This is a genomic window from Burkholderia sp. LMU1-1-1.1, assembly GCF_040675865.1.
In the GTDB taxonomy this organism is placed as follows: Bacteria; Pseudomonadota; Gammaproteobacteria; order Burkholderiales; family Burkholderiaceae_D; genus Rugamonas.
Window position 1 is genome coordinate 77,789 of sequence record NZ_JBEGHG010000012.1, and the last position, 24,089, is coordinate 101,877.

Annotated in this window: 22 protein-coding genes; 4 read left to right on the forward strand and 18 right to left on the reverse strand. The window is 64.5% G+C overall.

What is annotated here, in order from left to right:
- Positions 1–78 precede the first annotated feature (78 nt).
- Positions 79–2,808, reverse strand: coding sequence for a TonB-dependent receptor plug domain-containing protein (locus MRBLMU1_RS12220; protein WP_363501608.1), 2,730 nt, complete (start codon positions 2,806–2,808; stop codon positions 79–81).
- 227 nt (positions 2,809–3,035) lie between these two features.
- Positions 3,036–3,734: a FadR/GntR family transcriptional regulator gene (locus MRBLMU1_RS12225; protein ID WP_363501611.1), complete on the reverse strand. Its 699-nt coding sequence runs from the start codon at positions 3,732–3,734 to the stop codon at positions 3,036–3,038.
- A 322-nt stretch (positions 3,735–4,056) separates the two neighbouring features.
- Between MRBLMU1_RS12225 and garD the strand changes: the two genes are divergently transcribed.
- A complete protein-coding gene (gene garD / locus MRBLMU1_RS12230) occupies positions 4,057–5,619 on the forward strand; it encodes a galactarate dehydratase (RefSeq protein ID WP_363501614.1) in 1,563 nt (520 codons plus the stop codon).
- Positions 5,620–5,679: 60 nt separating this feature from the next.
- Positions 5,680–6,489, forward strand: coding sequence for an NAD-dependent epimerase/dehydratase family protein (locus tag MRBLMU1_RS12235; protein ID WP_363501617.1), 810 nt, complete (start codon positions 5,680–5,682; stop codon positions 6,487–6,489).
- A gap of 56 nt (positions 6,490–6,545) precedes the next feature.
- On the opposite strand, the gene MRBLMU1_RS12240 is transcribed toward MRBLMU1_RS12235, so the two are convergent.
- A complete protein-coding gene (locus tag MRBLMU1_RS12240) occupies positions 6,546–7,139 on the reverse strand; it encodes a flavodoxin family protein (RefSeq protein ID WP_363501620.1) in 594 nt (197 codons plus the stop codon).
- A 10-nt stretch (positions 7,140–7,149) separates the two neighbouring features.
- Positions 7,150–7,533 (reverse strand): DoxX family protein, encoded by a 384-nt coding sequence (locus tag MRBLMU1_RS12245; protein WP_363501623.1) that lies wholly within the window; start codon positions 7,531–7,533, stop codon positions 7,150–7,152.
- A gap of 185 nt (positions 7,534–7,718) precedes the next feature.
- Between MRBLMU1_RS12245 and MRBLMU1_RS12250 the strand changes: the two genes are divergently transcribed.
- Positions 7,719–8,633: a LysR family transcriptional regulator gene (locus MRBLMU1_RS12250; protein WP_363501626.1), complete on the forward strand. Its 915-nt coding sequence runs from the start codon at positions 7,719–7,721 to the stop codon at positions 8,631–8,633.
- A gap of 36 nt (positions 8,634–8,669) precedes the next feature.
- Here MRBLMU1_RS12250 and MRBLMU1_RS12255 read toward each other — a convergent pair whose 3' ends face one another.
- From MRBLMU1_RS12255 to MRBLMU1_RS12285, 7 genes are all read right to left on the reverse strand, one after another.
- Positions 8,670–9,659, reverse strand: coding sequence for a GlxA family transcriptional regulator (locus tag MRBLMU1_RS12255; RefSeq protein ID WP_363501629.1), 990 nt, complete (start codon positions 9,657–9,659; stop codon positions 8,670–8,672).
- A gap of 34 nt (positions 9,660–9,693) precedes the next feature.
- Positions 9,694–10,773, reverse strand: coding sequence for a DJ-1/PfpI family protein (locus MRBLMU1_RS12260; RefSeq protein ID WP_363501632.1), 1,080 nt, complete (start codon positions 10,771–10,773; stop codon positions 9,694–9,696).
- Between the two features lie 107 nt (positions 10,774–10,880).
- Positions 10,881–13,238, reverse strand: a complete 2,358-nt coding sequence (locus MRBLMU1_RS12265; protein WP_363501635.1) for a CPBP family intramembrane glutamic endopeptidase — start codon at positions 13,236–13,238, stop codon at positions 10,881–10,883.
- On the reverse strand, positions 13,235–13,975 hold the full coding sequence (locus tag MRBLMU1_RS12270; protein ID WP_363501638.1) for an ABC transporter ATP-binding protein: 741 nt from the start codon (positions 13,973–13,975) through the stop codon (positions 13,235–13,237). The genes MRBLMU1_RS12265 and MRBLMU1_RS12270 overlap by 4 nt, the downstream gene beginning before the upstream one ends.
- A 111-nt stretch (positions 13,976–14,086) precedes the next feature.
- Positions 14,087–14,770: a signal peptidase I gene (gene lepB / locus MRBLMU1_RS12275; protein WP_363501641.1), complete on the reverse strand. Its 684-nt coding sequence runs from the start codon at positions 14,768–14,770 to the stop codon at positions 14,087–14,089.
- A gap of 63 nt (positions 14,771–14,833) precedes the next feature.
- Positions 14,834–16,600, reverse strand: a complete 1,767-nt coding sequence (gene ggt / locus MRBLMU1_RS12280) for a gamma-glutamyltransferase (RefSeq protein WP_363501644.1) — start codon at positions 16,598–16,600, stop codon at positions 14,834–14,836.
- A complete protein-coding gene (locus MRBLMU1_RS12285) occupies positions 16,597–17,109 on the reverse strand; it encodes a hypothetical protein (protein WP_363501647.1) in 513 nt (170 codons plus the stop codon). Before MRBLMU1_RS12285 ends, ggt begins: the two co-directional genes overlap by 4 nt.
- Before the next feature lie 156 nt (positions 17,110–17,265).
- On the opposite strand from MRBLMU1_RS12285, the gene MRBLMU1_RS12290 reads away from it, so the two are divergent.
- Positions 17,266–17,532, forward strand: coding sequence for a hypothetical protein (locus MRBLMU1_RS12290; protein ID WP_363501650.1), 267 nt, complete (start codon positions 17,266–17,268; stop codon positions 17,530–17,532).
- 64 nt (positions 17,533–17,596) lie between these two features.
- Here the strand turns inward: MRBLMU1_RS12290 and rpoH are convergent, their stop codons facing one another.
- The 7 genes from rpoH to MRBLMU1_RS12325 all read right to left on the reverse strand — a co-directional run bounded on the left by rpoH (position 17,597) and on the right by MRBLMU1_RS12325 (position 24,087).
- A complete protein-coding gene (gene rpoH / locus MRBLMU1_RS12295) occupies positions 17,597–18,490 on the reverse strand; it encodes an RNA polymerase sigma factor RpoH (RefSeq protein ID WP_363502370.1) in 894 nt (297 codons plus the stop codon).
- A gap of 343 nt (positions 18,491–18,833) precedes the next feature.
- Complete coding sequence (gene ftsX, locus MRBLMU1_RS12300) at positions 18,834–19,754, reverse strand: permease-like cell division protein FtsX (RefSeq protein ID WP_363501653.1); 921 nt, start codon at positions 19,752–19,754, stop codon at positions 18,834–18,836.
- Positions 19,751–20,407, reverse strand: a complete 657-nt coding sequence (locus tag MRBLMU1_RS12305) for a cell division ATP-binding protein FtsE (RefSeq protein WP_315212210.1) — start codon at positions 20,405–20,407, stop codon at positions 19,751–19,753. Before MRBLMU1_RS12305 ends, ftsX begins: the two co-directional genes overlap by 4 nt.
- A 58-nt stretch (positions 20,408–20,465) precedes the next feature.
- Positions 20,466–21,518 carry a signal recognition particle-docking protein FtsY gene (gene ftsY, locus MRBLMU1_RS12310; protein ID WP_363501658.1) on the reverse strand — a complete coding sequence of 351 codons (1,053 nt, stop codon included), beginning with the start codon at positions 21,516–21,518 and terminating at the stop codon, positions 20,466–20,468.
- Between the two features lie 119 nt (positions 21,519–21,637).
- Positions 21,638–22,585, reverse strand: a complete 948-nt coding sequence (locus MRBLMU1_RS12315; protein WP_363501661.1) for a MerR family transcriptional regulator — start codon at positions 22,583–22,585, stop codon at positions 21,638–21,640.
- A gap of 103 nt (positions 22,586–22,688) precedes the next feature.
- Positions 22,689–22,931: a hypothetical protein gene (locus MRBLMU1_RS12320; RefSeq protein WP_363501664.1), complete on the reverse strand. Its 243-nt coding sequence runs from the start codon at positions 22,929–22,931 to the stop codon at positions 22,689–22,691.
- Between the two features lie 241 nt (positions 22,932–23,172).
- Positions 23,173–24,087 (reverse strand): AEC family transporter, encoded by a 915-nt coding sequence (locus MRBLMU1_RS12325; protein WP_363501667.1) that lies wholly within the window; start codon positions 24,085–24,087, stop codon positions 23,173–23,175.
- Positions 24,088–24,089: the final 2 nt, after the last annotated feature.

Here is a 24,089-nt window from a genome sequence, read left to right on the forward strand (position 1 = left end):
TCGAAAAAAAAGGCGCCGGCCGCAATCGCTGCGGTCCGGCGCCGTTGATCAAGCATCGATCGACATCATCAGGTTCTATTAATAGAACTTGTAGGTGGCGCGGAAGTTGAAGGCGCGGCCGATCGGGCTGGCGGCGCTGCTCAGATAACCGTTGCTATACTGGCTGCTGTTGGTGACCGGCGGCTTGGCATCGAACAGATTGGTGATGCCGGCGGTCAGCGACAGGTTTTTGAAGCCGGTGTAGGTGGTCGTCCACTGCCAGTTCTTGTACGAGTTGATGTCGCGCCAGTACTGCTGCGCCACCAAGTTCTGGTCTTCGTACTTCGAATTGTAGTTCTGGGTCAGGGTGCTGTTCCAGTTGCCCAGCGCCCAGTTCAACTTGGCCACGTGCTTCCAGCGATAGGTGATGATCGGGAAGCTGCTGGTGGTGCCGTTCGAGGCCAGGCCGAAGCGGCCGACGTTCGAGACGAACGGGCTGCCGTTGTCGAGCTGATTGTCGAACTTCGTCAGGTAGGTGCCATCGATCGAGACCTTGAAGTCGCCGAAGGAGCTGCGCGGGAAGGCATACGACGCCGAAACGTCGATACCGGCCGCCTTCTGGCCACCCAGATTCATGATGGTGTTCTGGATGAAGTTGATGGTGCCGTCGGCGTTGCGCACGAAGTACGGTGCGTACTTGACCGGATCGAGGAAGTAGACCTGCTCCGGCAAGTTCGCCAGCATGTCGGTCATGCGGATGCTCCAGTAGTCGATCGACACCATCGAGGTGGCGGTCGGCTCGAACACGGTGCCCAGCGTGAAGCCCTTCGATTTTTCAGGCTGGACGTCGGCGTTGCTGCCGGTTTGCTTCGGCAATTGCACGTTGCAGACGTTCGCGGAGACATAGCCCGGCAGCGCGGTGCCGGTGCCGGCCACGCCTGGACGGCCGCCAGGGCACAGTACCGGATCATCCCAGCGCGCCGAAGTCAGGCCGGTGGCGCCCGGCAGGCGGTAGCCGTAACGGTCGAACAGGGTCGGTGCGCGGAAGCCGGTGTTGGCCGAGCCGCGGAACATCAGCTGCTTGGTCGGCTCATAGCGGAAGCTGACCTTCGGGTTGATGGTGTTGCCGAAGTCGCTGAAATGGTCGTCACGCACGGCGACGTTGACATTCAGTTTTTTGGTGAACGGCATATCCAGTTCGGCGAACAGCGCGGCGACGTTGCGGCCACCCTCGCCGTGCGACGGGCTGGCGTTGGCGTAGGTTACCTGGCGCACGATCTCGAGGCGCGTGTCCTCGTTGGTGTCGCGGCTGAAGCTTGTGCCGACGGCCAGCGCCAGGTCGCCGCCGCCCAGTTCCATCACGCCGCGGCTGGCGGTGAAGTCGACGCCCTTGTAGGTGCTCTTCGATTCGCGGTTCTTCTGGCCGTCGACGTTGATGCTTGCGAGGTAGGCGCGGCCTTCGGCGTCCTGCAGGCCGAATGGATTGAGCTTGCCGTTGCGCAGACCGTCGAGCAGTCCCTGGCCGGTGAAGTAGCCGTTGTCGTAGTAGTTGTCGCGGTTCGAGATGCCGATCACCAGGCCGGTCTTGTAGTCCCAGCCCTTGATGGTGCCTTCGGCGGTCAGCGCCACGCGCTGGTTCAGCTGCACGTCCTTGGTGGCGGCGGCGCCGTAGTCGGCGACGGCCCAGGTGGGGATCAGGGTGGCGCCGTTCAGGCCCGACATCGCCGGCACGCCGCCGCTGTTACCCGGATACCATTTGCTGGTCGACGGCAGTTGCGGCTGGACGCCGTTGACCGCCAGCGCGTTGGTCGGATTGCGGGTGCCGATGATGTGCTCCTCGCCGCGCGAGTAGTCGATCGAGACCACGTGGTCTTCGCCGAATTTCTTCGAGGCGCGGGCGTAGAACGTCACCTGCTGGTTTTCGTACAGCGCGTTGCCGTAGGCGTTCGCGTCGAGCACGCAGGTGTTGGCGCGGCCGGGGAGCGAGTAGGGCGCCACGCAGCCGGTGGCGGCGTATGGATTGCGCGCGGTGCGGTTGGTGGCGGTGGTGAAGTTGGCCGGGGTGGCGTTGCCGCCGGTGCCCAGCGATGGCGAGCGGCCGATGCTGGTCAGCAGTTCCGGGGAGCTCAGGCTGGCGCGGTCGCTCGCGGCCAGGGCCGAGCGTTTGTGCGCGTCGATCGTGCCCCAAAGGCTCCAGCCGTCGCGTTCCAGGTTGCCCTTGCCCCAGGTGAGGGTGCCGCGTTCCTCTTCGCCGCCGCCGCGACGGCCCACTTCCACGTGCTGCGCGGTCGCTTCCAGGCCCTCGTACGAGGTGCGGGTGATGAAGTTGACCACGCCGCCGATGGCGTCGGAGCCGTAGATCGACGAGGCGCCGTCGCGCAGGATCTCGACGCGCGCGATCGCGCTCATTGGAATCACGTCCAGGTTGGCGTAGCCGTCGGCGATCGCCTCGTTGGCCAGGCGGCGGCCGTTCAACAGCACCAGCGTGCGGTTCACGCCCAGGCCGCGCAGGTTGATGTTGGTGCCCGAGCCGGCGTTGGACGGCGCCAGCGACGCCGATTGCGGCAGCGCCATCATCAGGTCGGCCAGGGTGGTCATGCCCTGCTTGACCAGGTCTTCCGCCTTGACGGTGCTGACCGGCAGCGACGCTTCGGTGGCCAGGCGCTTGATGCTCGAACCGGTCACTTCGACGCGCTGCATCGGCGCTTCGGCTTCCTGCGCCTGCGCGGCGGTTTGATTGGCGAGCGTCAGCACGGCCAGGGTAATGGCCGACAACAGCAGCCGTGGTTGTGCGGATCGGTTTTGGACCGGGTGCTCGGGCTTGATCATTCTAGTCTCCTTCGTCTTTTTGAATAAAGTTATACGCTTTGCCGCGACGGCAATGAACGTGAGTGGAGCACCTCGCGTACTCCGTGCCGTTGAGACGAGGGTCGCTGTGCGGGCACAGTCCGGGGTCGCAAACGGTCAATAACTTGATTACTTTTTTTTAGCGGGCGGCATCAAGGCCGCTCCTGCTTTGCTACGGGTACTGCAAAACTTTGAATATCGGCTCGGCGTCAACCGCGCGAGAAGGTGCGGGTCACGCGTTCCAGGTGGGCGCGCATGGCCTTGCGCGCGGCCGCCGGATCGTGGGCGGCGATCGCCTCCAGGATGCGGCGGTGATCCTTCAGCGTTTCCTGGCGCAGTTCCTCGGTCTGGAAGTGTTCTTTGAGCTTGTGCCACAGGCGGCCGCGCTGGTCCCACAGGTAGTCGAGGGACCCCACCAGCGCGCTGTTGCCGGTTGCGCGCGCGATAGCGATATGGAAGTTGCGGTCGGCCTGCTCGTTGCTTGAATAATTGGAGTGGTTCTGTTCCATCTCGACGACCGCCTTGAGGATGGCGTCGATGGCGCTGTCGGTGGCGACGCGGGCGGCGATGGCGGCGATCTCGGATTCGATCAGGCGGCGCGCGGACAGCACTTCGAACGGGCCTGGACCGGCTTCGGGCAGATCGGCCGGGGCGGGGCGCTCGCTCACGTAGACGCCGGAGCCGCCGCGCACCTCGATCACGCCGCCCAGTTCCAGCGCGATGAGCGCTTCGCGCAGCGAGGCGCGGCTGACACTGAGCTTGGTGGCCAAGTCGCGTTCCGACGGCAGGCGCTCGCCGGGGGAGATGTGTTCGTCGCGGATCAGTTGCTGGATACGGTCGGCCACGAGACGGTACAACCGCGTCTCGGGAGTGGTGCCGTCATTCGCCGCTAAAGTTCTCTTCAGCATCGTTCTTGTCTCTTAATGTTATGGTCGTGGCGTTTTTGATATTGCCATCTGGTCAGGCCATTCTAAGGTGGCCTGACCAAAAGGGCAACGTGGACTAGCCAAAATTATTCGAAGCTGTCATACTAAATTCGCTAGGTAACCGCTTTCCAACCGTCTTTTTCAGATGAATAAGCCTGAAAAACACGGTAGAATCAAGGCTGTACGGGGGTGGCGCCCCGGACGGGAACAGAACGCTGGCCGGCCAATATCAAAAGTGGTCTGACCAATTCACGATGCTAAAAAACAACGTTAGCCGGGCAGAGACTCCCGGGAAGGAAGCTAAATGACGCCACCGACCAGCGCCGCCACGCCGCGCTACATTCTCATGCATGACAACGACAACGTCGCCATCGTTGTCAACGACGGCGGCCTGCCCGCCGGCGCCGTGTTCGCCAGCGGCTTGACGCTGTTGGAAGCGGTCCCGCAAGGCCACAAGGTCGCGCTGCGCGACGTCGCCAAGGGCGAGGCGGTGATCCGCTACAACGTCACCATCGGCTTCGCCGCCGCCGACCTGCCGGCCGGCAGTTGGCTCAACGAGCAGAATGTGCAGATGCCGGACGCGCGCGAATTGGTCAACCTGCCGATTTCGACCCGCCTGCAGCCGCCGGCCGAGCCGCTCGAGGGCTACACCTTCCAGGGCTTCCGCAATCCGGACGGCAGCGTCGGCACGCGCAACATCCTGGCCATCACCACCACCGTGCAATGCGTATCGGGCGTGGTGGAATTCGCCGTCAAGCGCATCAAGGAAGAATTGCTGCCCAAGTATCCTAATGTCGACGACGTGGTGGGCCTGGAGCACACCTACGGCTGCGGCGTGGCGATCGACGCGCCCGGCGCGATGATCCCGATCCGCACCCTGCGCAACATCACGCTCAATCCGAACTTCGGCGGACAGGCGATGGTCGTCAGCCTCGGTTGCGAGAAGCTGCAGCCGACGCGCCTGTTCCCCAAGGGTTCGATCCCGATCCAGAACGGCGGCGGCACCGAGCCGGCGCTGGTGTGCCTGCAGGACGCGCAGCACGTCGGCTTCATGTCGATGATCGACTCGATCATGAAACAGGCCGAGGCCAACCTGGTCAACCTGAACAAGCGCCAGCGCGAAACCGTGCCGGCCTCCGAGCTGGTGGTCGGCGTGCAGTGCGGCGGCAGCGACGCCTTCTCCGGCGTGACCGCCAATCCGGCCGTCGGTTTCGCCACCGATCTGCTGGTGCGCGCCGGCGCCACCGTGATGTTCTCCGAAACCACCGAGGTGCGCGACGGTATCGACCAGTTGACATCGCGCGCGGCGACGCCGGAAGTGGCCGACGCGATGATCCGCGAGATGGCCTGGTACGACAATTACCTGCAGCGCGGCGGCGTCGACCGCAGCGCCAACACCACGCCGGGGAACAAGAAGGGCGGCCTGTCGAACATCGTCGAGAAGGCCATGGGCTCGATCGTCAAATCCGGCAGCAGCGCCATTTCCGGCGTGCTGTCGCCGGGCGAGAAGCTGACGCAAAAAGGCTTGATCTACGCCGCCACGCCGGCCAGCGATTTCATTTGCGGCACCTTGCAGCTGGCCGCCGGCATGAACGTCCATATCTTCACCACCGGCCGCGGCACGCCGTACGGCCTGGCCGAAGTCCCGGTGATCAAGGTCGCCACCCGCAACGACCTGGCCAGCCGCTGGCACGATCTGATGGACATCAACGCCGGCCGCATCGCCAGCGGCGAGGCCACCATCGCCGATGTCGGCTGGGAGATGTTCCAGCTGGTGCTGGACGTGGCCAGCGGCCGCGAAACCTGGGCCGAGAAGTGGAAGCTGCACAACGCGCTTGTGCTGTTCAACCCGGCGCCGGTGACCTGACCAGCCGATTTACACTCAGCGATCATCCTTCAATAAAAACCGAACGAGAGACAAACAACAATGAGTAAGCCATTCAAACGACTGCTGCTGACCGGCGCCGCCGGCGGCCTGGGTAAAGTTCTGCGCGACCGCATCAAGCCTTGGGCCGATGTGGTGGTGCTGTCCGACATCGCCGATATGGGCGAAGCGCGCGAGGGCGAGGAAATCATCCAGTGCGACCTGGCCGACAAGGCGGCCGTCATGAAGCTGCTCGAAGGCGTGGAGGCGGTGCTGCACTTCGGCGGCATCTCCACCGAGAACACGTTTGAAAACATCATGCAGGCCAACATCCTCGGCACCTACAACCTGTACGAGGCGGCGCACAAGCAGGGCACCAGGCGCATCATCTTCGCCAGCTCGAACCACACCATCGGCTACTACAAGTGGACCGATTACATCGATGCCGACAGCCCGACGCGCCCGGACAGCTTCTATGGCGTGAGCAAGTGCTTCGGCGAGTCGCTGTCGCGCTACTACTACGACCGCACCGGCCTGGAGACGGTTTGCCTGCGTATCGGTTCGTCGTTCCCGGAACCGGCCAACCCGCGCATGCTGGTGACCTGGTTGAGCTACGACGATCTGGAAGAGGCGTTGCGCTGCTCGTTGTTCACGCCGCGCGTCGGCCATACGATCCTGTTCGGCGCCTCGGCCAACCCGGCCAGCTGGTGGGACAACAGCAAGGCCGCGCACCTTGGCTACGTGCCGAAGGATAGCTCGGTGCAGTTCTCCGACAAGTTCCCGGATACCGGCGTGTACCCGGCGGCGGACGATCTGGCGACCATTTATCAGGGTGGCGGGTTCGCCGCCGTCGGTCCGCGCTACCAGGACTGATCGGACATCCAAGCTCGGAAAACGGGCTTGGTGTCGACCGCCGTCTCTGTCGGCGGCTAAAAAATCGGCGTTGCCGACGCCGACAATAATAATCCGGCGATTTCAGCGACGCGGGCGCCGTATTGGCGCCCTGTCTCCAGGTCCCCCGGCGACATCTCGTCCGGTGCGGCATCGGCTGGCGTTTGCGCCATTGGTCCCAAAAAAGATCCCATGCGATTGATGTCGTCCCGTTGCGACGCTTTGGTGTTGGACGACTTCACGCCGACGCCGGCCCAAATGCCACGGTGCTGCGCCGCGAGGAGCGTGAAATACTGCAGCGTCGACAGCTTGTCGCCATTGATGCTGGCGCTGGTGGTGAATCCGCCGAAAATCTTGTCCTTCCATTGATCCGCGAACCACGGTTTGGAAGAGTCGTCGGCAAATTTCTTGAACTGCCAACTTGGTCCGCCCATGTATGTAGGCGATCCAAGGATGATGAAATGCGCCGCCTGTATGGCCGACCAGTCTTCGTCGGACAAGTTGCCATCGGCGCCGATCTGCAGCAGGCTTGCCCGCGCGCCCTGCGCAACGGAGTCCGCCATCCGTTTTGTGTGGCCATAGCCGGAATGGAAGATGACGACGCCTTTTAAAGCCGGGGAGGTAACGTTCATGATAAAGCCCTTAGTGTGATGGTGATGTGCCACTGGCCATGGCACCGGTTTTGGGTTGTCTGGATCGCGTGGTCAGCGTGAAGGCCAGGGCGGCCAGAATCAGCGCGGGGAACACGGCGTGTGTCCACTCGCGGTGCAGGAACAGGGTGGCGACGGCCGACGCCATGATCAGCAGGCCGAGCACAACGCCGGCCCGCGATGTGGCGCGGCGGCTTTGCAGCAAGGCGCTCGCCAGCTCGAGGGCGCCGGTGGCGAAATGGAACCAGGTTGGATAGCCCCATCGCGCATAATCTTCTTGCAGCGACACCGGCGCCACGATATTCAACACGCCGGCGAAAACGAAAAAGGCGACCAGTCCCCAGCTTAGCCAGGTGTGCCATGCAAACGGTCTCATAGCTCTCCTCCGCCGGCCGGACCGCCCGGCGCGAACAGCCCTGTGTTACCAAGTTGGTTGTAGCGCATAACCGCCTCCAGAATCCAGGGGAGCGGCCACCCGCTCCCGAAGGCTTGACTATGCCGGTTTCGACTTTTGCGATAAAGTACGCCAATCGAAACCTATCGTTACTCCAAAAGGACACAATGCGGGATCTTGAGTCCCTGGCCATTTTTGTACGCATCGCTGAAATGGCCAGCTTTACCCACGCGGCGCAAAGCCTGGGCATTCAAAAGGGCCGGGCATCGAACGTCGTTCGCCGTATCGAGGCGTCCGTGGGTGCGCGGCTGCTGCACCGATCGACGCGCAGCGTCCAGCTCACGGAGGAGGGGCGCGCGTTTTACACCCGTGCGCGGGCATTGCTGGCGGACGCCGAGGAACTGAACGCGATGTTCTCGGGAAGCGATGCGACGATGCGCGGGCGACTGCGGGTCGACTTGCCGACCGAATTGGCCCGTGGCACCATCGTGCCCGCGCTGCCTTCGTTCATGGCCACCTACCCGGACGTCCAGCTGGAGATATCGAGCACAGACCGGCGTATCGATTTGATCCAGGAAGGGATGGACTGCGCGATACGCATCGGCGCGATCGTCGATGAGACCCTGGTGGCGCGCCGGGTCGGGGCACTGCGCATGGTGAATGTCGCAAGCCCGGCTTACCTGCAACGCCAAGGCGTGCCCCGCACGCTGCATGATCTGCTGGCGCAGGGCCATCGCATGGTCCACTATGCGCCAACGTTGGGAAGCCGGCCATTTGGATGGGAGTATCCCCAGGCCGACGGCGATGGCTACGGGACGCTGGCGCTTGCCGGCTCCGTGAGCGTCAACAGCGTGCAGACCTACCACGCGGCGGGACTGGCCGGGCTGGGACTGATCCAGGCCGGGCTATCGAGCCTGACGGAATATCTGGCGCGCGGCGAATTGGTGGAGGTGCTGCCGGAGCTGCGGCCGGAGCCGTTGCCCGTGTCGTTTGTGGTGGCCCATCGTCAGAACCTGTCACGCAGGGTAGGGGTCTTCATGGAGTGGGCCGGGCAGATACTCGCCCCGTATTTGGATCGATAGCCAGCATTTCGTTAGGGACGGGGAACGGTGGAAGCGCTAAACGGCGCAGGCTGAAAACCGGTCGCGGTATTGGCCGGGGCTCACACCCAGCTGGCGCTGGAATACGCGGCGCAAATTCTGCTCGTCCACATATCCCGTGTTGGCAGCGATCGCCTTCAAAGGCAGCGCGGTCTTCTCCAGCGCGCGGCACGCGGCTTCCAGCCGCATCGCTTCCACCATCTTTGCCGGCGTGCGTCCCAACTGGGTGGCGTAGGTCCGCGCGAAGGTGCGCGCCGACATGCCGGCCTGCTCGGCCAGCCGGTCCACCGTCAAGCTCTCGCGCAGGTGCGTGGCGACCCAGGCGTGCAGGCCATCGAAACGTCCGCCCTCATGCGACTGCGCCGCCAACGGAACGCTGAACTGCGATTGACCGCCGGTGCGTTTCATGAACACCACCAGTTGCCGCGCCGTTTCGATGGCGACGTGATGGCCGTAATCCTCCTCGATCAGCGCCAGCGTGAGGTCGATGCCGGCGCTGACGCCGGCCGAGGTCCATATCGAACCATCCTTGACGAAGATTTTGTCGGCGTCGACGTCGACGCGTGGATGGGCCTCGCGCAGGCGTTCCACCCATTCCCAATGCGTGGCGGCGCGCCGGCCTTCGAGCTGGCCGGCGGCGGCCAGCAAAAACGCGCCGGTGCATACGGAACAAAGCCGTCGCACCAGCGGCGCCCGCGACGCTATCCAGTTCACGAGCGCGGGCGAAGCGTTGAATTCCTGGCCCTTGCAGCCGCCCGGCGCGATCAAGGTGTCGATGGCGACGCCGTCGAGCGTGGCGATGGACACCGTCGCCACCGGTAAGCCGGCGCTGGTGGTGATCAGGCCTCCGTCGGCGGAAGCGACGATGGTTTCGTACAAGGCCGGGCCATCGCCGAGGTGGCGCTTGCTGGCGGTCGCCAGCGCCTGCAGCGGGCCGCACAGGTCAAGCAGGTTCATGTCGTCGTAGGCGAGCAGCACGACGCGCAGTGTTTGTCTTGAGATGGGCATGTTCATACCGGCCAGTTTACCGTGTTCGCCCCCGCTAGGGTGCGGTCGCGGGGGCGTATTCGAATTCGAGCGCGACCAGCTTCGCCGTGTTTGATCCATAGCGCGCGGTAATCGCGGCCAGCGACTGGTCCAGCGACGTGCCGGGCGGGGCGGCGCTCGGCAGGGGCGGCAGCATCCGCAAGCCCTCGATATCCGCGCCGTCCGGCAGCAACGTCAAGCCGTGCAGGGTAAGCAGCGCCGGCCTGTCCTCCGCGATCGCCGCGACCGCATACACGCGGCTGCGTTTGCTGCGCGACCAGGCGTCGGCGGTGTAGGCCAGCGCGATCTCGTCGACGCCCGCCGCCACCGGCAAGCCTAGCCGCTCGACCGGATGGAACCACTGATTGGTGTAGCCGGTGATGTAGGCTCCCAGGTTGACGCCGAGGCGCGGCTTGAACATGTCGCTGTCGTGTGCCGTGCTCCAGTCGCCGGCGCCGACCTGCCGCGCCACGTCGCCGGCGCGTTCGTGGCCGGCGATCGCCTCCACCAGTGCCAGCGCGGTCGGCATGGCGGCGCTGACGCCGGCGCTGGAAACCACTTTGCCGTCGGCCACGTAGCGGACGTTGCTGATCCATTGCGTATCCGGGTAGTGCTCCTTGCGGTAGGATTCGGTGGCCCAGTGGCCGGTGGCGCGCCGGCCCTTGAACAAGCCGCTGTTGGCGACCACCAGCGCGCCGTCGCAAATACTGACCACGGTGGCGCCCTTGGCGCCTTGCGCCGCGACCCACGCCAGCAAAGCGGGATCGCGGGACTTCGAGACGGCCGGCACGATCAGATAGTCGGCGCCGTCCGGGAAGCGGGCGTCGAATTCCTCGATCGTCGCCTGCGGATTGATCTTCAGCGCGGGAAGCATCGTTACCGGACCGGCCCGCGTGGCCACCGCGACCAGCTCGGCCGAGCGGGAGCGGGCGATGACGCCGTAAGGAATGACGAAGTCCGTCAATTCGGTGCCGTGGTTTTCGGCGATGACGGCGACGACCGGTTTGTCGCGGTCGAAGCGATTTTGGTAGGGAGCGATTTCCCCCGCGACGGCCGGTCGGCCGATCAGCAGGATGAGTAAAAACAAAGTGCGCATGACAGTCCCTGACGGTGGTTGGTCAGGAATTATCGAAGGTGGGAAGGCTGGCGAAATGCCATTAAACAGTCAATTCCTGCCACGCCTTGCCGCCCCTGCGCTTGGATTTACAACTGGATCGCGACCATCGCGGCGTTGTAGGCGGCGTGCACCAGCATTGGCGCCAGCAGCGTTTTGCTGCGCTCATACACCCAAGCCGTACACAGGCCCACCACGAACACCGGCAACAGCGACAACGCCGGATGCACCGCCGCGAAAACGGCCGCGCTGATGACGATCGCCTGCGCGGCCGGCATCGAGCGGCGCAGGCCACCGAAAATCAAACCACGGAAGATGAATTCCTCGCATAGCGGGGCGGCCAGCACGGTGAGCGCGAACAGCCATAGGCGCGTGTCCACCGCCGGCGGCAATGCCGGCAGCTGCGCCGCCAGCGACGAGTGTTTCAGCGCGTACAGATAGCTGAAAGCGACAACGCAGCTGACGGCGATGGCGACGGCCGCGTCCCGCAGCGATGCGCCCAGCTGGATGCCACGCCATATCACCGGCACGTTAGCCGTTTTGCTGCGCCAGTAAATCAGCCTTACCAAGGCATAGACCACCAGCCCGGACAAGCCGAAGGACAGCGTGATGACGTCCAGGCCGGGCGCCTTGGCGTCGTCGGCGAGGACCAGCACAAGGATGCCCTGCATGACGAAAAAGGCGGTGGCGGCGATCAAACCGTCCGAGGTCGATACGCGCGCAGGCGGCGCGGCGGCCGGATCGAGCAGGTAGGGCAGGGCGTCGCGCGCTTTCTGCCACAGGGCAAGCGCGAAGGAAGCCGTCAGCACCATCGTGATCAGTTTTTGCGCCCAGTTGTCGCTGTAGATCGACCAGGTGTAGAAGCTCGCCAGCAGCATGTACAGATAGGCGTAGGTCGGCCGCACGCGGGTGCGCACTTCCACCGCCGTCGGGTCGCAGGCGAAGACGCCGAGCGAGACGGCGATCATCGAGTAGATGGGAATACCGGCGAGCACCGTCAGCGCCAGAACCGGCGCGCGCCAATCCCACACGTCGGTATGCATGGCGGTGAAGACCAGCACGATCAGCGGGTAGGTCATCGCCAGCACGCCCCACAGCTTGGCCTTCTCCTTCAACACACTCTCCATCGAGCGCGGCACCGTGTACAGCAGCCAGAGGACGTGGCCTTCGTTGTTCAGCGTCTGGAAGGCCGACAGCATCAGCACATAGACGCCGATGCCGAACGCGATCGCGGCGGCCACGGTGTGGTGCTGGCCCAGTTCTCCCATGCTGTTCAGCGTACCGTTGAACACCACCTGGCTGCCGACGATGATGACCGGCAGCAGCAGCGTTTGCACGAGGAAGTTGCGGTCGCGGCTCAGCAGGAGCAGTTCGCGGCGCTGGATCGTCGACAGCAGCGATCCGATCGCCGACAGCGCGCCGGCCGGGGGCTTGGCGGCGGCCTTGCCGCGCGTGCTTTCGCGCGAGCTGGAACCGACCACGCCATTGCGCAGCTGGTAGCGCATCAGCGCCACCCCGCTCCACAACAGCACGGCCAGTTGCGCCAGAAGCAGCGTGGCGGCGGACGCGAACTGCGCCAAGGTCTGCGCCTGTATCGCTTGCAACACCACGCCCGGTGGTGTCCAGATCATCCACGACGGGAATCCGGCCGCCCATTGCATCGCGAAGCCGTCGGCGCGCGGCATGCCAAGCGCCATGACCAGATAGACCAACGGCATATTGAACAGCGAGGCCACCGCCTGCAGGTTGCGCAGCTGCGACGCCGGGAGCCACATGCGCAGGCCGGTGTCGGCCAGGGTGTGCAGCAACGCCGCCAGCGGCAGCAGCAGCGCGGCCGCCAGCAGCGCGATCGGCAGCGCGGTCCATTTAAAGCCGGAGTACCAGGCGATCATCACGTAGGGCGCGGTGAGGGCGACGATGCCGGCGCTGTTGCTGGCGCTGCGTTCGAGCAGCCGTCCCCACAGCAGCGTGGAGCGCTTGATCGGCAAGGTCACCAGCCATTCCAGGTCCCAGTCCGGCTGCGCCATTTCCTTGCTGCCCAGCGGTAGCAGCACGGCGACCGCGAACAGGATCGTCAGCTCCATCGTCAGTCCGTTGAGCAGCGTGGGATCGAACGGCGCCGCGTGCAGTTCTGCGGCCGCGATCTCGACGTCCACGTGGCGCTGGCCCTGTTTATTCACGCTCTGGCAGGCGCTGGCCTCGACCAGCCGGCACTGCATGTTGACGATCACCGTGCGCGCCAGGCTGCCGAACGAGAACGAGAACAGCAACGCCATCACCAGCGTCAGTATCCACATGTTGCCGCGCTTGGTGGCGATGCCGTCGCGCGGCTTCTTCTTTTTGAACCGGTTGAACATGGCGCTGGCCATGATCTGGTTGGCCTGGCGCGTCAGGCGCATTTTCGCCATCAGCCAGATGGCGCGCGCCGCCGTCGGTTGCCGCATCATTGTGGAATCTCTGCGCCGGCTTCGTCGGTGATCTTCAGGAAGACGTCTTCGAGCGAGCCGCTGGTGGCGGCCTTGGCGCGGATCTCGTCGAGCGTGCCGGTGGCGGCCAGCTCGCCGCGGTGGATGATGCCGACCCGGTCACACAGCTTCTCGGCCATGTCCAGCAGGTGGGTGGAGACGAAGATGGTGACGCCTTGCGCGGCCGCCGCCAGCAGGCGCTCCTGCACTTCGCGCGAGGCGCGTGGATCGAGGCCGTTGATCGGTTCATCGAGGATCAGCACCGCCGGCTCGTGGATCAACGCGCAGGCCAGGCCGAGGCGCTTCTTCATGCCCAGCGAGTAGTTGACGGCATAGTCCTCGCCGGCTTCCCGCAAGCCGAATTCGTCGATCAGGCGCGCGCCGCGCTCGGCCGCCTCGGCGCGCGAGTAGCCGTGCATCTCGCCGACGAATTGCAGGATCTCGCGCCCGCGCAGGTAGTCGTAGAAGATCGGCGTGTCGGGCAGGTAGCCGACGCGGCGTTTGACTTCGGTCGCCTCGGCGTGGCAATCGAGGCCGTCGATGAGCACCTTGCCGCCGCTCGGCACCAGGATGCCCATCATCATGCGGATGGTGGTGGTCTTGCCGGCGCCGTTGGGACCGAGGAAGCCGAACACTTCGCCGCGCCGGACGGTCATCGACAGCGGTTTGACGGCGTCGAAGCCGCCGTAGGTTTTGGACAGGCCCTGGAATTCGATCATGAGGTCTTCGCGGCGCGGCAAGCAGTCCCGCAATGTTAAGAAGTTGATATCCATCATAGCATTGGTCGCGGCGCCGAAGATAGCGCGCGAAGAGCCCATGAGCGGCGGCGTTTATGGCGCCTTGTACAGGCTCATGCCGAAGCGCTCGGTGCGCGGCAGCCAGTTGCCCTTGATGTCGGCCGAGGCCAATACGCGCTCGGCGCGGCCGATCAGCAGCGCGCGCGGCACCAGGCCGATGTAGCGCGAATCCTCGCTGTTGTCGCGGTTATCGCCCAACATCATGTACTGCCCCGGCGGCACGGTGACGGCGGCGAAGTCGCGCCGCGCGATCACCCGCGGCAGTATCTGGATCGCGTGGCTGCGGCTGCCGCCGCCCAGCGACTCGCCCAGGCGCACGGCGTCGATGTCGCCGATGCCGGCGAGGGTTTCTGTGGCGGTGCCGATGGGCGCGTAGTCGGCGGGCTGGCCGTTGATGACGAGGCGCTCGTTGCGCATCTCGACGCGGTCTCCGGGCAGGGCGATCACGCGCTTGATCAGGCGCGTGCCGTCCCTGGGCGAGGAGAAGGTGACGATGTCGCCGCGTTTGGGTTCGCCGGTGGCGCCGAGCACGATGTCGGTCAGCGGTACCTTGACGTTGTAGGCCAGGCGGTTGACGAAGACGACGTCGCCCTCGAGCAGGTTGGGGCGCATCGATGCGGACGGGATCGGATTCCAGTCCGCGACGGCGGTGCGGAAGATCCCGAACAGCATCAGGAACATCAGAAAGCCTTTATTCGCGCGCAGCCATTTGTTCATCACGTCTCCGATGTAAGTGGGGTGGGGGAGACGTCATCATGTGGCGAAAAAATTAATCGTGGCTTAGTGTGGTTTTTTTTGCACCAGCGCGCTGCCGATGCCGTGGCGGCGGCCTTCGCTGACGGCGGTGACGGTGCCGTCCGGATTGAACACCAGCGCGTTGGCGGCGCCGATTTCCTCCGGCGTGGCGCTCCAGCGCTGGCCGATTTTTTCCAGCGCCGCCGCCTGCGCGCTGCCCGGGAAGCCAGGCTCCACATCGGTCGCTTCGCCGTTGCGCTCGGACAGGCGCGGCGCGTTCACCGCGTCCGGCATCGTCATGCCCAGGTCGACGTGGTTGACGATGGTTTGCAGCACCGTGGTGATGATGGTCGCGCCGCCCGGACTGCCGATGGAGAACGCCGGCTTGCCGTTCCTGAACGCCAGCGTCGGTGACATGCTGCTGCGCGGCCGCTTGCCCGCCTCCGGCACGTTGGGACGCGGGCCGGAGAAATCGAAGTCCGTCATCTCGTTATTGAGCAGGAAGCCGTAGCCCGGCACCACGATGCCACTGCCGCCCCAGTCCTCGATCGTGTAGGTGTAGGCGACGATATTGCCGTCCTTGTCCGACACCGTCAGGTGCGTGGTGTGCGCGCCCTCCTTGAGCATCCTGGCGGAGACGGCCGGGCGCAACGGCACACTCTGGTCGGACTGGAAAGCGTACGGATCGCCGGCCGCCGCCGGCCTGCGCGCCTGCGCCACATCGATCTGCTGGCGGCGCAGCGCGGCGTAGTCCTTGTTCAGCAGGCCGGCGACCGGCGCGTCGACATATTCCGGGTCGGCCAGATAGGCGTTGCGGTCGGCGAAGGCCAGGCGGCTCGCCTCCAGATACAGGTGTTCGGCCTGCGCGCGCGGCATCGACTTCAGGTCGTAGCCTTCGAGGATGTTGAGCGCCTCGGCGATGGCGATGCCGCCCGAGCCGGGCAGCGGCATGCCGTAGATGTCGTAGCCGCGATAGGTGCTGCGCACCGGCTGGCGCAGGCGCGCTTCGTAGTTGGCCAGATCGGCCAGGGTCATGTCGCCACCCCGGACCCGCACGCCCGGCGCGGTGGCCGGCCGGTTGACCGCGTCGACCACGGCGCGCGCCATTTTGCCCGAGTAGAAGGCCTTGACGCCGCCGGCCGCCAGCTCGCGATAGGCCTTGGCCAGGTCGGGATTGCGCAAGGTGCCGCCGGCGGCGATGGCCTCGCCGTTCTTCAGGTACATCGCGGCGGTGGCGGGGAACATGGCGAACTTGTTTTTGTTCTCCCCCGCCATGCGCGAGAAATTTTCGCTGATCTCGAAGCCGTTGGTGGCGACCGCGATGGCCGGCGCCAGCACCTGCCTGAACGACATCGAGCCGTAGCGGTCCAGCGCCTCGTGCCAGCCGCGCACCGTGCCCGGCACGCCGACCGACATGCCGCTGTCGCGCACCGTTTCGAATTTCATCGGCGCGCCGTTTTCCTGGAACACGGTGGGCGTGAAGCTGGCCGGCGCCGTCTCGCGGTGGTCGATGGTGATGACGCGCTTGTCCTTGGCCAGGTAGATCATCATGAAGCCGCCGCCGCCGATGCCGCAGCTGAACGGGTCGGTCACGCCCAGGGTGGCGGCCGCCGCGACGGCGGCGTCGATGGCGTTGCCGCCCTGGTCGAGGATGGCTAGCGCGGCTTTGGACGCCGGCTCGCTGATCGTGGCGACGGCGCCGCCGGTGCCGGTGGCGACCGGGGTTTTGGTCCATGCCGCGGACGGCAGGACCAGGGTGACGATCAGGGAGTAGAGGAGGATGGTGCGGGCGGGACGGGTTTGAGATGTCATGAGGGGCGCGGTGTCGGGTCTGAGGGTGGCGTGTTGCTCACTCTCAAGCTTACCCGATAATCCGGCGCTGGTTCATTTTTGGCGGGCACCGCTTGCGGCTCGACGCCGGCCAGGGCGAAGGTCAGGCCGTCCTGGGTCACGCTCGGCTTGCCGTTGGGCATGGTGTCCGACAGCACGAAGTTGCTGGTCGTGCCATCGGGCTTGGTCAAGGTGAAGCTGTAGCTGATGTAGCCGGCCCAGACGCAGACGGCGCCGACGCGGCAGCGGCTGTCGTTGACGCGCTCCAGCTTGACGGTGGGCGCGGTGGCGCCGCCGGTGATGCCTTGCGTGGCGGCCGGGGTTATGACGGCAGTGGCGCCTTGTTGCAAGACGTACGTGGCGTTGAACGGTTTGTTGGCGGTGGCGCCGCCCGTGGCGCGGCCGGTGGCGGTGCCGCAGGCGTACAGCATGGCCATGGCGCCTATGAGCAAGGGCAGAACGATCAGCTGCCGCAGTATTGTCTTCATCATGTGCGACCTCTCGAATGCAAAGTGGCCGCTAGCTTAGCAAAAGTATCATTTTGGCGGCGCACGAACCGCATGCCGCCGTGGTTTGCTCAAATAGGGCCACGCGGGGTGGATAAGCTGCGTAGAATGTCTGCTCTGAATTATTTTTGGATTAAAGACATGAAAAAAACTGGCCTGGCGAAGAGTGATGCCAAAAAATTGATGGGCAAGATGGCCGGGCCGAGCGCGGCGACCTTCGGCAAAGTGGCCGAGGTGGTCGATAAGCGCGAGCAGCGCCGGCGCGATCAGGCGGCCGGTTTGGTGCCGTTCGCGGTGAAGTTGAACGGCGATCTGGTGGCGCAGCTGAACGCCCAGGCCGCGGAGCGCGGCGTTGATATGAACCAGTTGGTGGCCGAGTTGTTGGCCAAGGGTTTGACGGCAGCGTAAGCCATACAAAAGAAAAAGCCGCCCGGTTCGCACCGCGCGGCTTTTTTTGCTCAGGTTGCTACGTTTACACGTAGGCGGCCAGCGAGCCCTTCATTTTCTTCAGCGCAGCGGATTCGATCTGGCGAATGCGCTCCGCCGACACGCCGAACTCGTCCGCCAGCGTGTGCAGGGTGGCGCCCGAACCGTCGTCGTTGGCCAGCCAGCGCGCTTCGACGATGCGGCGCGAGCGCGGGTCCAGCTTGCCCAGCGCCTGCTCCAGACCTTCCGACTGCAGACGGGTGACCTGTTCCGCTTCCAGCACGCGGGTCGGCTCGCTCTGCTCCGACGACAGGTAGGCGATCGGGGCGAACTTGTCGTCCTCGTCGTCGTTCGGCGATTCCAGCGCGATGTCGCGACCGCTCAGACGGGTTTCCATCTCGATCACTTCTTCGCGTTTGACATCCAGGATCTTGGCCAGGTTGTCGATCTGCGCAGGCGTCATCGCGTCCAGGCCGGTCTTGTGGCTGCGCAGGTTGAAGAACAGCTTGCGCTGCGCCTTCGTCGTCGCCACTTTAACCAGGCGCCAGTTTTTCAGGATGTACTCGTGCATCTCGGCTTTGATCCAGTGCATCGCGTACGATACCAGGCGTACGCCCTGGTCCGGATCGAAACGCTTGACGGCTTTCATCAGGCCGATATTGCCTTCCTGAATCAGGTCGGCGTGCGGCAGGCCATAGCCCAGATAGCCACGGGCGATCGACACCACCAGACGCAGGTGCGACAACACCAGCTCTTGCGCGGCGCCCAGGTCGTTGTTGTCCTTGAGGCGCTTGGCCAGCGAGATTTCATCGTCGTGCGTCAGCATCGGCAGGCGATTGACGGCGGAAATGTAGGCGTCCAGGTTCCCCAGGTTGCCAGTGAACCCGAGTCCTAAGGCGCCTTTGTTGGTGGGGACCAACGCGGCAGGTGCGGACATCATAGTCATTTTCATTCCTTCGCTCGAAGATTACCAAGTCTCGATGGGCCGGGGCCACAAGACGGAAAATATTGCTTAATTACCATTTCCGCAGAGTGTTATGAACTCTGCAGTTTTCATATATTAGCACTCTCCTCGGTCGAGTGCCAATCACCTTATTTTTATCGCCTCGATAGTAAAAACACTATCGGGTATGTATGAATAATGGCTTTTGATAAATCAAGCATGCACGATGGAGCTTAGGCCTGACTTAATGGGGAATCGGGGAGATGCTTCCATGATAGGCGGCGACGGCGGCCGTTTCCGTGCGCAAGCGCACGGAAAGGTGGGGGAATTGCTGCTGGGACTAATTCAGGCGGGACAGATGGCGCTGCACCGACAGCAGCGCGGCGATCAGGCCGAGGCCGGCCGACAGGGCCAGCAGGCCGGCCATCATCGGCGGTTGCAGGGGGGCCAGCTGGAACTCGGACGCGTACAATCTTGCGAATTCGGCGATCGCGATGTTCAACGGCCGCAGCGCCAAGGCCACCGCGCCCAGCGCCAATCCGCCGGCGCACAGGCCGAGCAGCGCGCCGGTGTAATAGAAGGGCCGGTGGATGAAGCTGTCGGTCGCGCCGATCAGCTTGGACACCAGGATTTCCTCGCGCTGCGTCATCACCTGCAGGCGGATGGTGTTGAAGATGACAGCCACCACCACGGTGCCGAGGGTGACCGCCAGCAACAGCAGACCCAGGTGCAAAATATTCAGCAGCGCGGCCAGCCGCTTGACCCAGGCCGAATCGACCTGCACCGTGTCGACGCCCGGCAGGGCGCGGATTTGTTCGGCCAACTGGTCGACGTCGCCGCCGGACTGCGCCAGGCGGAAGGCGTCCAGCTTGAGCACATAGCTGTCCGGCAGCGGGTTTTCTCCCAGGGTGGTCAGCACGTCGGCCAGGCCGCTTTTTTCGCGCATGCTTTCCAGCGCCTTTTCACGCGGGGTGAAAATGATCTTGGCCTGCTTGTCCGGCAGGGCCTGGCGCAGCTGCACAGCCAGCGCCTCGGCCTGTTCACGCGGCGTGTCCTGTTTGACGAAGACGCTGATTTCCGGATCGACCGACAGTTGCTCGGACATGGGGCGCACGTTGTCGAGCAGGGTCACGCCGGTGAACGGCAGGGCCAGCGCGATCGCCACCACGATGATGTTGAACAGGAAGCTGCCCGGCGAACGGCGCAGATGGACCAGCGCGGCGGACAGCGCGTAGCGGTGTTGGCGGAACCAGTACGTCATGCCGCCACCTCCAGTTGACCTTGGTTGAGATGGATGACCCGCGCGGCGGCGTCGAGCATTTGCTCGTCGTGGCTGGAAATCAGGCAGGTGACGCCGACCGAATGGAAGGCCTTGAGCGCGTCGAGCACCTTGTTGGCGCTGGCACGGTCGAGGTTGGCGGTCGGTTCGTCGGCCAGGATCACTTGCGGCCGGTTGACAATGGCGCGCGCGATCGACACGCGCTGCTGCTCGCCGCCGGACAGGGCCAGCGGATGCGAGCTGGCGCGGTCGGCCAGGCCGACCTTGTCGAGCGCGGCGCGGGCGCGTTGTTCTGCCTGGTGGTGCGAGGCGCCCGTCACCAGCAGCGGCAACATGACGTTGGCCAGGATGGTGCGGTCGTTGAGCAGCCGTTGTTGCTGGAAGATCAGTCCGAGATTGCGGCGCAGAAACGGCACGGCGGCCGGTTTGATGCGCGCGATGTCCTGGCCGTTGACGATGACGTGGCCGGACGTGGGCCGCTCGATGGCGGCGATCATCTTCAACAGCGTGGATTTGCCGGCGCCCGAGGGGCCGGCAAGAAACACCAGTTCGCCTTTTTCTACCGTGAGCGAGATGTCGCGCAGCGCCATCGCGTCGGGGGAGTATTGTTTCGAGACGTTCCGGAATTCGATCATGTAATGGGGGTTATCCGAGCAAATTTGGGGGCGACCGTGGGAGCGAACACGGGAGCAACTACGGCAGCAAAGCGTCGACGAACTCGGCGGCCACGAACGGCTGCAGGTCTTCGATTTTTTCGCCGATGCCGATGAAATACACGGGCACCGGGCGCACGCGGGCGATCGCCGCCAGCACGCCGCCCTTGGCGGTGCCGTCCAGTTTGGTGATCACCAGGCCGGTCAGCTTCAGGGCGTCGTCGAACGCTTTCACTTGCGCCAACGCATTTTGCCCGGTATTGCCGTCGATAACCAGCAGCGTTTCGTGCGGTGCGCCGTCCATGCCCTTGCCGATGACGCGCTGCACCTTCTTCAATTCCTCCATCAGGTGCAGCTGGGTCGGCAGGCGGCCGGCGGTGTCGATCATGACCACGTCGAGGCCGCGCGCCTTGCCGGACTGCACGGCGTCGAACGAGACGGCGGCCGGGTCGCCCGAGGCTTGCGAGATGACGGTGATGTTGTTGCGCTGGCCCCAGACCATCAGTTGCTCGCGGGCCGCGGCGCGGAAGGTGTCGCCGGCGGCCAGCAGCACCGACTGGCCGTTCGATTGCATGTGCTTGGCCAGCTTGCCGATGGTGGTGGTCTTGCCGGCGCCGTTGACGCCGGCGATCATCATCACCATCGGCTGGTGGCGGCCCAGTTCGAACGGGCGCTGGAGCGGGGTCAGCAGTTCGACCATCAGCTGCTTGAGCGCGGCCTTGACGGCGGCGGCGTCGAGCAGCTTGTCGTCCTTGACCTTTTGCCGCAGGGCGTCGAGCAGGTATTCGGTGGCGTCGACGCCGGCGTCGGACATCAGCAGCGCCGCCTCGAGCTCGTCGTACAGGTCGTCGTCGATCTTGGCGCCGACAAACAGCAGCGACAGATTGTTCGAGGTCTTGGACAGGCCGGCCTTCAGCCGCGTCATCCACGACTGCTTCTGCGCCGGCTCCTCTATCGGCATCAGCGGCTCGGGAACGTAAGCGTCGACGGCGGGAGTGGTGACGGGAGCAGGGCTGGCGACGGGCGCCGGCGCGGGGGTCTGGACCTCTGGCGCCTCGGGGGCGACAGGTTTTTTCTTGAAGAAACTAAACATGGATATGTGGTTGGGGGCGCTTCAAGCTGATGCCCGGCAGCGCCGGACACGGGGAAATGCGGCTATTTTACCAGAGCGCGGCCGGGCGGCCGTGGGCCGCTACCGGAATGACAACTTTTTCAGCCCGCCGCGACGTTGGCGTTGCGCATGCGCCATTCGGCGATGGCGGCGCTGATGTCGGACAGCGCGAACACCCGCACATAGGCGGGACGGCGCCGTTTGAGCGCCGCGTTGCCGCCGCCGGCCCACAGTTCGACGCTGCCGGCGAGGCGGGTGTGCAGCTCGGCCAGGCCGTCGAGCGCCTGGCGCGGATTCATCGCCACTGAGAACGACAGCGCGATGATGTCGACCCGCTGCACCCGCGCCGCCTCGACGATGTCGAGCAGCGGCGTTTGCACGCCCAGCGAGATGCAGTGCGCCCCTTCGGCCACGCACATGGCCTCGGCCATCAGCAGGCCCAGCCCGTGGCGCTCCTGCGGCAGGGTGGTCAGCATGATGCGCGGCGCGCCCAGGTTGCTGGCGGCCGCCTGCGGCATGGCGAAGATGGCGCTGCGCATCACCACCGTCAGCGACTCCGTATACAAATGTTCCTCGAACGTGGCCAGCTGGCCGCTGGCCCAGGCGTCGCCGACCAGGGTGGTCAGCGGGGCCACCAGGTCGATGACGAAACTCTTCAAGCCCATCATCAGCAGGGCCTGCGACAACTGGCGGCGCAGCGCTTCCATTTGATGCGTTTTGCACAAGTCGAGATAGCGCTGCAGCTCGGGCGGCGGGACCGACGGGCCGTTGCCGCCGCCGGTGGCCTGGCCGGTCAGCGTCTGCAATTCCTCGGCGCTGAACTGGATCACCTTGCCGGGACGGAAGCCGAGGTCGATCAACCGTTTGACCAGACGCAGCTTTTGCACCTGTTCGATCGGGTAGACGCGCTCGCCGTTGGGGTCGCGCAGGGGCTGGGGAAAGTCGTAGCGACGTTCCCATACCCGCAGGGTTTCCTTGGCAACGCCGGTGTCTCGCTCGACGTCGCTGATCGTGCTCGGAACTGGTTGTGAAGAAACAGTAGTTGTCATTAGAGAATCTTAAGCGGCCGCCGTCGTTCGACAGTCGCGAGTGTTGGCACAGGGTCGGGGTGCACGGCGCTGGAAGCGGTTCTGATCCGGCGCGACCTGCATTTTACCTTCGTTTCGCGCCCAAAAGTTTCCACATCCTAAGCTGATTTTGGTGCGTATAAGCGGGAGTAAAGACCTTGTCCACGACATGCAGTTGACATTGAGAACTAATTAACAGATTATCGCCTTTGCCCATGAATTGTCCTGGGCAAAATATTTTGTAACGGCAGAAAATAATGAAAATAGCTGTTGCTGGCAGCGGAATTCCGGTCTCTCCTGTGCCTAGCGGTTGCTTCAGGGTGGTCATGAGCGCGTGCTGTACAGGAACGGCGCGATTTTGGCGGCCAAAGTAATACCGTGGATGTAACTTTTAGTGGCAAACCCGCGACGGCGCGGGCGTAAACACCACAGACGACCCCGCTAATTTCCCTTTGATCATACCTTGATGCGCAGGGTGGCAGCGCACAGTTTTGAATTGGTATGCTTTGCCGATGGCGGCCCGCGTCTGGCGCGCCGCAGCGGTGTGTCGCCGCCGTCGGCGCGGGGGATCAGGCCATCCACTGCATGAAATGTCGGCTCAGCGGCACCGTCAGCGCGGCCAGCAGCGTTTGCAGCGTGATCAGCGAGGCCATCAACCGCGTGTCGCCCCCCATTTGCTTGGCCATGATGTAGGCGTTGGGCGCGGTCGGCAGCGCGCAGTAAAAGCACGCCGCCAGCGCCACCGGCGCCGAGACGGCAAACATCAAACACACCTTGGCGGCGATCAGCGGCATGGCGATCAGTTTGAGCAGCGACGTGAACCCCAATGCCAACGGCCGCAATCCCCGCAACGAAAACACCAGGCCGCTGCCGACGCAGATCAACCCCAGGCACAAGGCCGCCCGCCCCAGGATGTCGAGCGTGTTCATCAACGGTGCCGGCATCTCCAGGCCCGACAAACTGAACAGCACGCCGGCCAACGTCGACAGGATGATGGGATTGCCCGCCAACGCCTTGAGGATTTTGCCGAAATCGGTCGGCACGCCGCTCCACCAAGACAGCGCGACGACCGAGATGATGTTCACCACCGGCAGGCACAGCGCCAGCGACAGCATCACCAGCGACGCCGTCGGCGGGGCGAAAAACAAGCTCGAGACGGCGATGCCGAAATACGTGTTGGGCCGCATCGCGCCCTGGACCACCGACGAGCGCGCCGCGTCGGGCAGCGCGCGCGCCGCCAGCAGCGCCAGCACGGAGGCGACGACGATCAGCGCCGTCGGCAGCAAGGTGGCCAGCGCCAGTTCTCCGACCTCGGCCGAGCGGAAGCTCAGACGGGCGGTGCCGGCGAACAGCAGCGCCGGGAAGCAGATGTTGTACGAAAACTTCTCGATCGACGGGAAGAAGGCGTCCGGCAGCCATTCATAGCGACGGATCGCCACGCCCAGCAGGATGATCAGGAAAACGGGAATGATGGCTGCGAGCATGC

Excerpts from the sequence above, each read along its gene's own strand:
- MRBLMU1_RS12320 (WP_363501664.1), bottom strand. The coding sequence starts at position 22,931 with ATGACCACCCTGAAGCAACCGCTAGGCACAGGAGAGACCGGAATTCCG.
- MRBLMU1_RS12260 (WP_363501632.1), bottom strand. The coding sequence starts at position 10,773 with ATGCGCACTTTGTTTTTACTCATCCTGCTGATCGGCCGACCGGCCGTC.
- MRBLMU1_RS12255 (WP_363501629.1), bottom strand. The coding sequence starts at position 9,659 with ATGCCCATCTCAAGACAAACACTGCGCGTCGTGCTGCTCGCCTACGAC.
- MRBLMU1_RS12325 (WP_363501667.1), bottom strand. The coding sequence starts at position 24,087 with ATGCTCGCAGCCATCATTCCCGTTTTCCTGATCATCCTGCTGGGCGTG.
- MRBLMU1_RS12225 (WP_363501611.1), bottom strand. The coding sequence starts at position 3,734 with ATGCTGAAGAGAACTTTAGCGGCGAATGACGGCACCACTCCCGAGACG.
- MRBLMU1_RS12240 (WP_363501620.1), bottom strand. The coding sequence starts at position 7,139 with ATGAACGTTACCTCCCCGGCTTTAAAAGGCGTCGTCATCTTCCATTCC.
- MRBLMU1_RS12315 (WP_363501661.1), bottom strand. The coding sequence starts at position 22,585 with ATGACAACTACTGTTTCTTCACAACCAGTTCCGAGCACGATCAGCGAC.
- MRBLMU1_RS12285 (WP_363501647.1), bottom strand. The coding sequence starts at position 17,109 with ATGATGAAGACAATACTGCGGCAGCTGATCGTTCTGCCCTTGCTCATA.
- MRBLMU1_RS12265 (WP_363501635.1), bottom strand. The coding sequence starts at position 13,238 with ATGATGCGGCAACCGACGGCGGCGCGCGCCATCTGGCTGATGGCGAAA.
- MRBLMU1_RS12270 (WP_363501638.1), bottom strand. The coding sequence starts at position 13,975 with ATGATCGAATTCCAGGGCCTGTCCAAAACCTACGGCGGCTTCGACGCC.
- ggt (WP_363501644.1), bottom strand. The coding sequence starts at position 16,600 with ATGACATCTCAAACCCGTCCCGCCCGCACCATCCTCCTCTACTCCCTG.
- MRBLMU1_RS12305 (WP_315212210.1), bottom strand. The coding sequence starts at position 20,407 with ATGATCGAATTCCGGAACGTCTCGAAACAATACTCCCCCGACGCGATG.
- MRBLMU1_RS12290 (WP_363501650.1), top strand. The coding sequence starts at position 17,266 with ATGAAAAAAACTGGCCTGGCGAAGAGTGATGCCAAAAAATTGATGGGC.
- rpoH (WP_363502370.1), bottom strand. The coding sequence starts at position 18,490 with ATGATGTCCGCACCTGCCGCGTTGGTCCCCACCAACAAAGGCGCCTTA.
- MRBLMU1_RS12220 (WP_363501608.1), bottom strand. The coding sequence starts at position 2,808 with ATGATCAAGCCCGAGCACCCGGTCCAAAACCGATCCGCACAACCACGG.
- garD (WP_363501614.1), top strand. The coding sequence starts at position 4,057 with ATGACGCCACCGACCAGCGCCGCCACGCCGCGCTACATTCTCATGCAT.
- MRBLMU1_RS12245 (WP_363501623.1), bottom strand. The coding sequence starts at position 7,533 with ATGAGACCGTTTGCATGGCACACCTGGCTAAGCTGGGGACTGGTCGCC.
- lepB (WP_363501641.1), bottom strand. The coding sequence starts at position 14,770 with ATGAACAAATGGCTGCGCGCGAATAAAGGCTTTCTGATGTTCCTGATG.
- ftsX (WP_363501653.1), bottom strand. The coding sequence starts at position 19,754 with ATGACGTACTGGTTCCGCCAACACCGCTACGCGCTGTCCGCCGCGCTG.
- ftsY (WP_363501658.1), bottom strand. The coding sequence starts at position 21,518 with ATGTTTAGTTTCTTCAAGAAAAAACCTGTCGCCCCCGAGGCGCCAGAG.
- MRBLMU1_RS12250 (WP_363501626.1), top strand. The coding sequence starts at position 7,719 with ATGCGGGATCTTGAGTCCCTGGCCATTTTTGTACGCATCGCTGAAATG.
- MRBLMU1_RS12235 (WP_363501617.1), top strand. The coding sequence starts at position 5,680 with ATGAGTAAGCCATTCAAACGACTGCTGCTGACCGGCGCCGCCGGCGGC.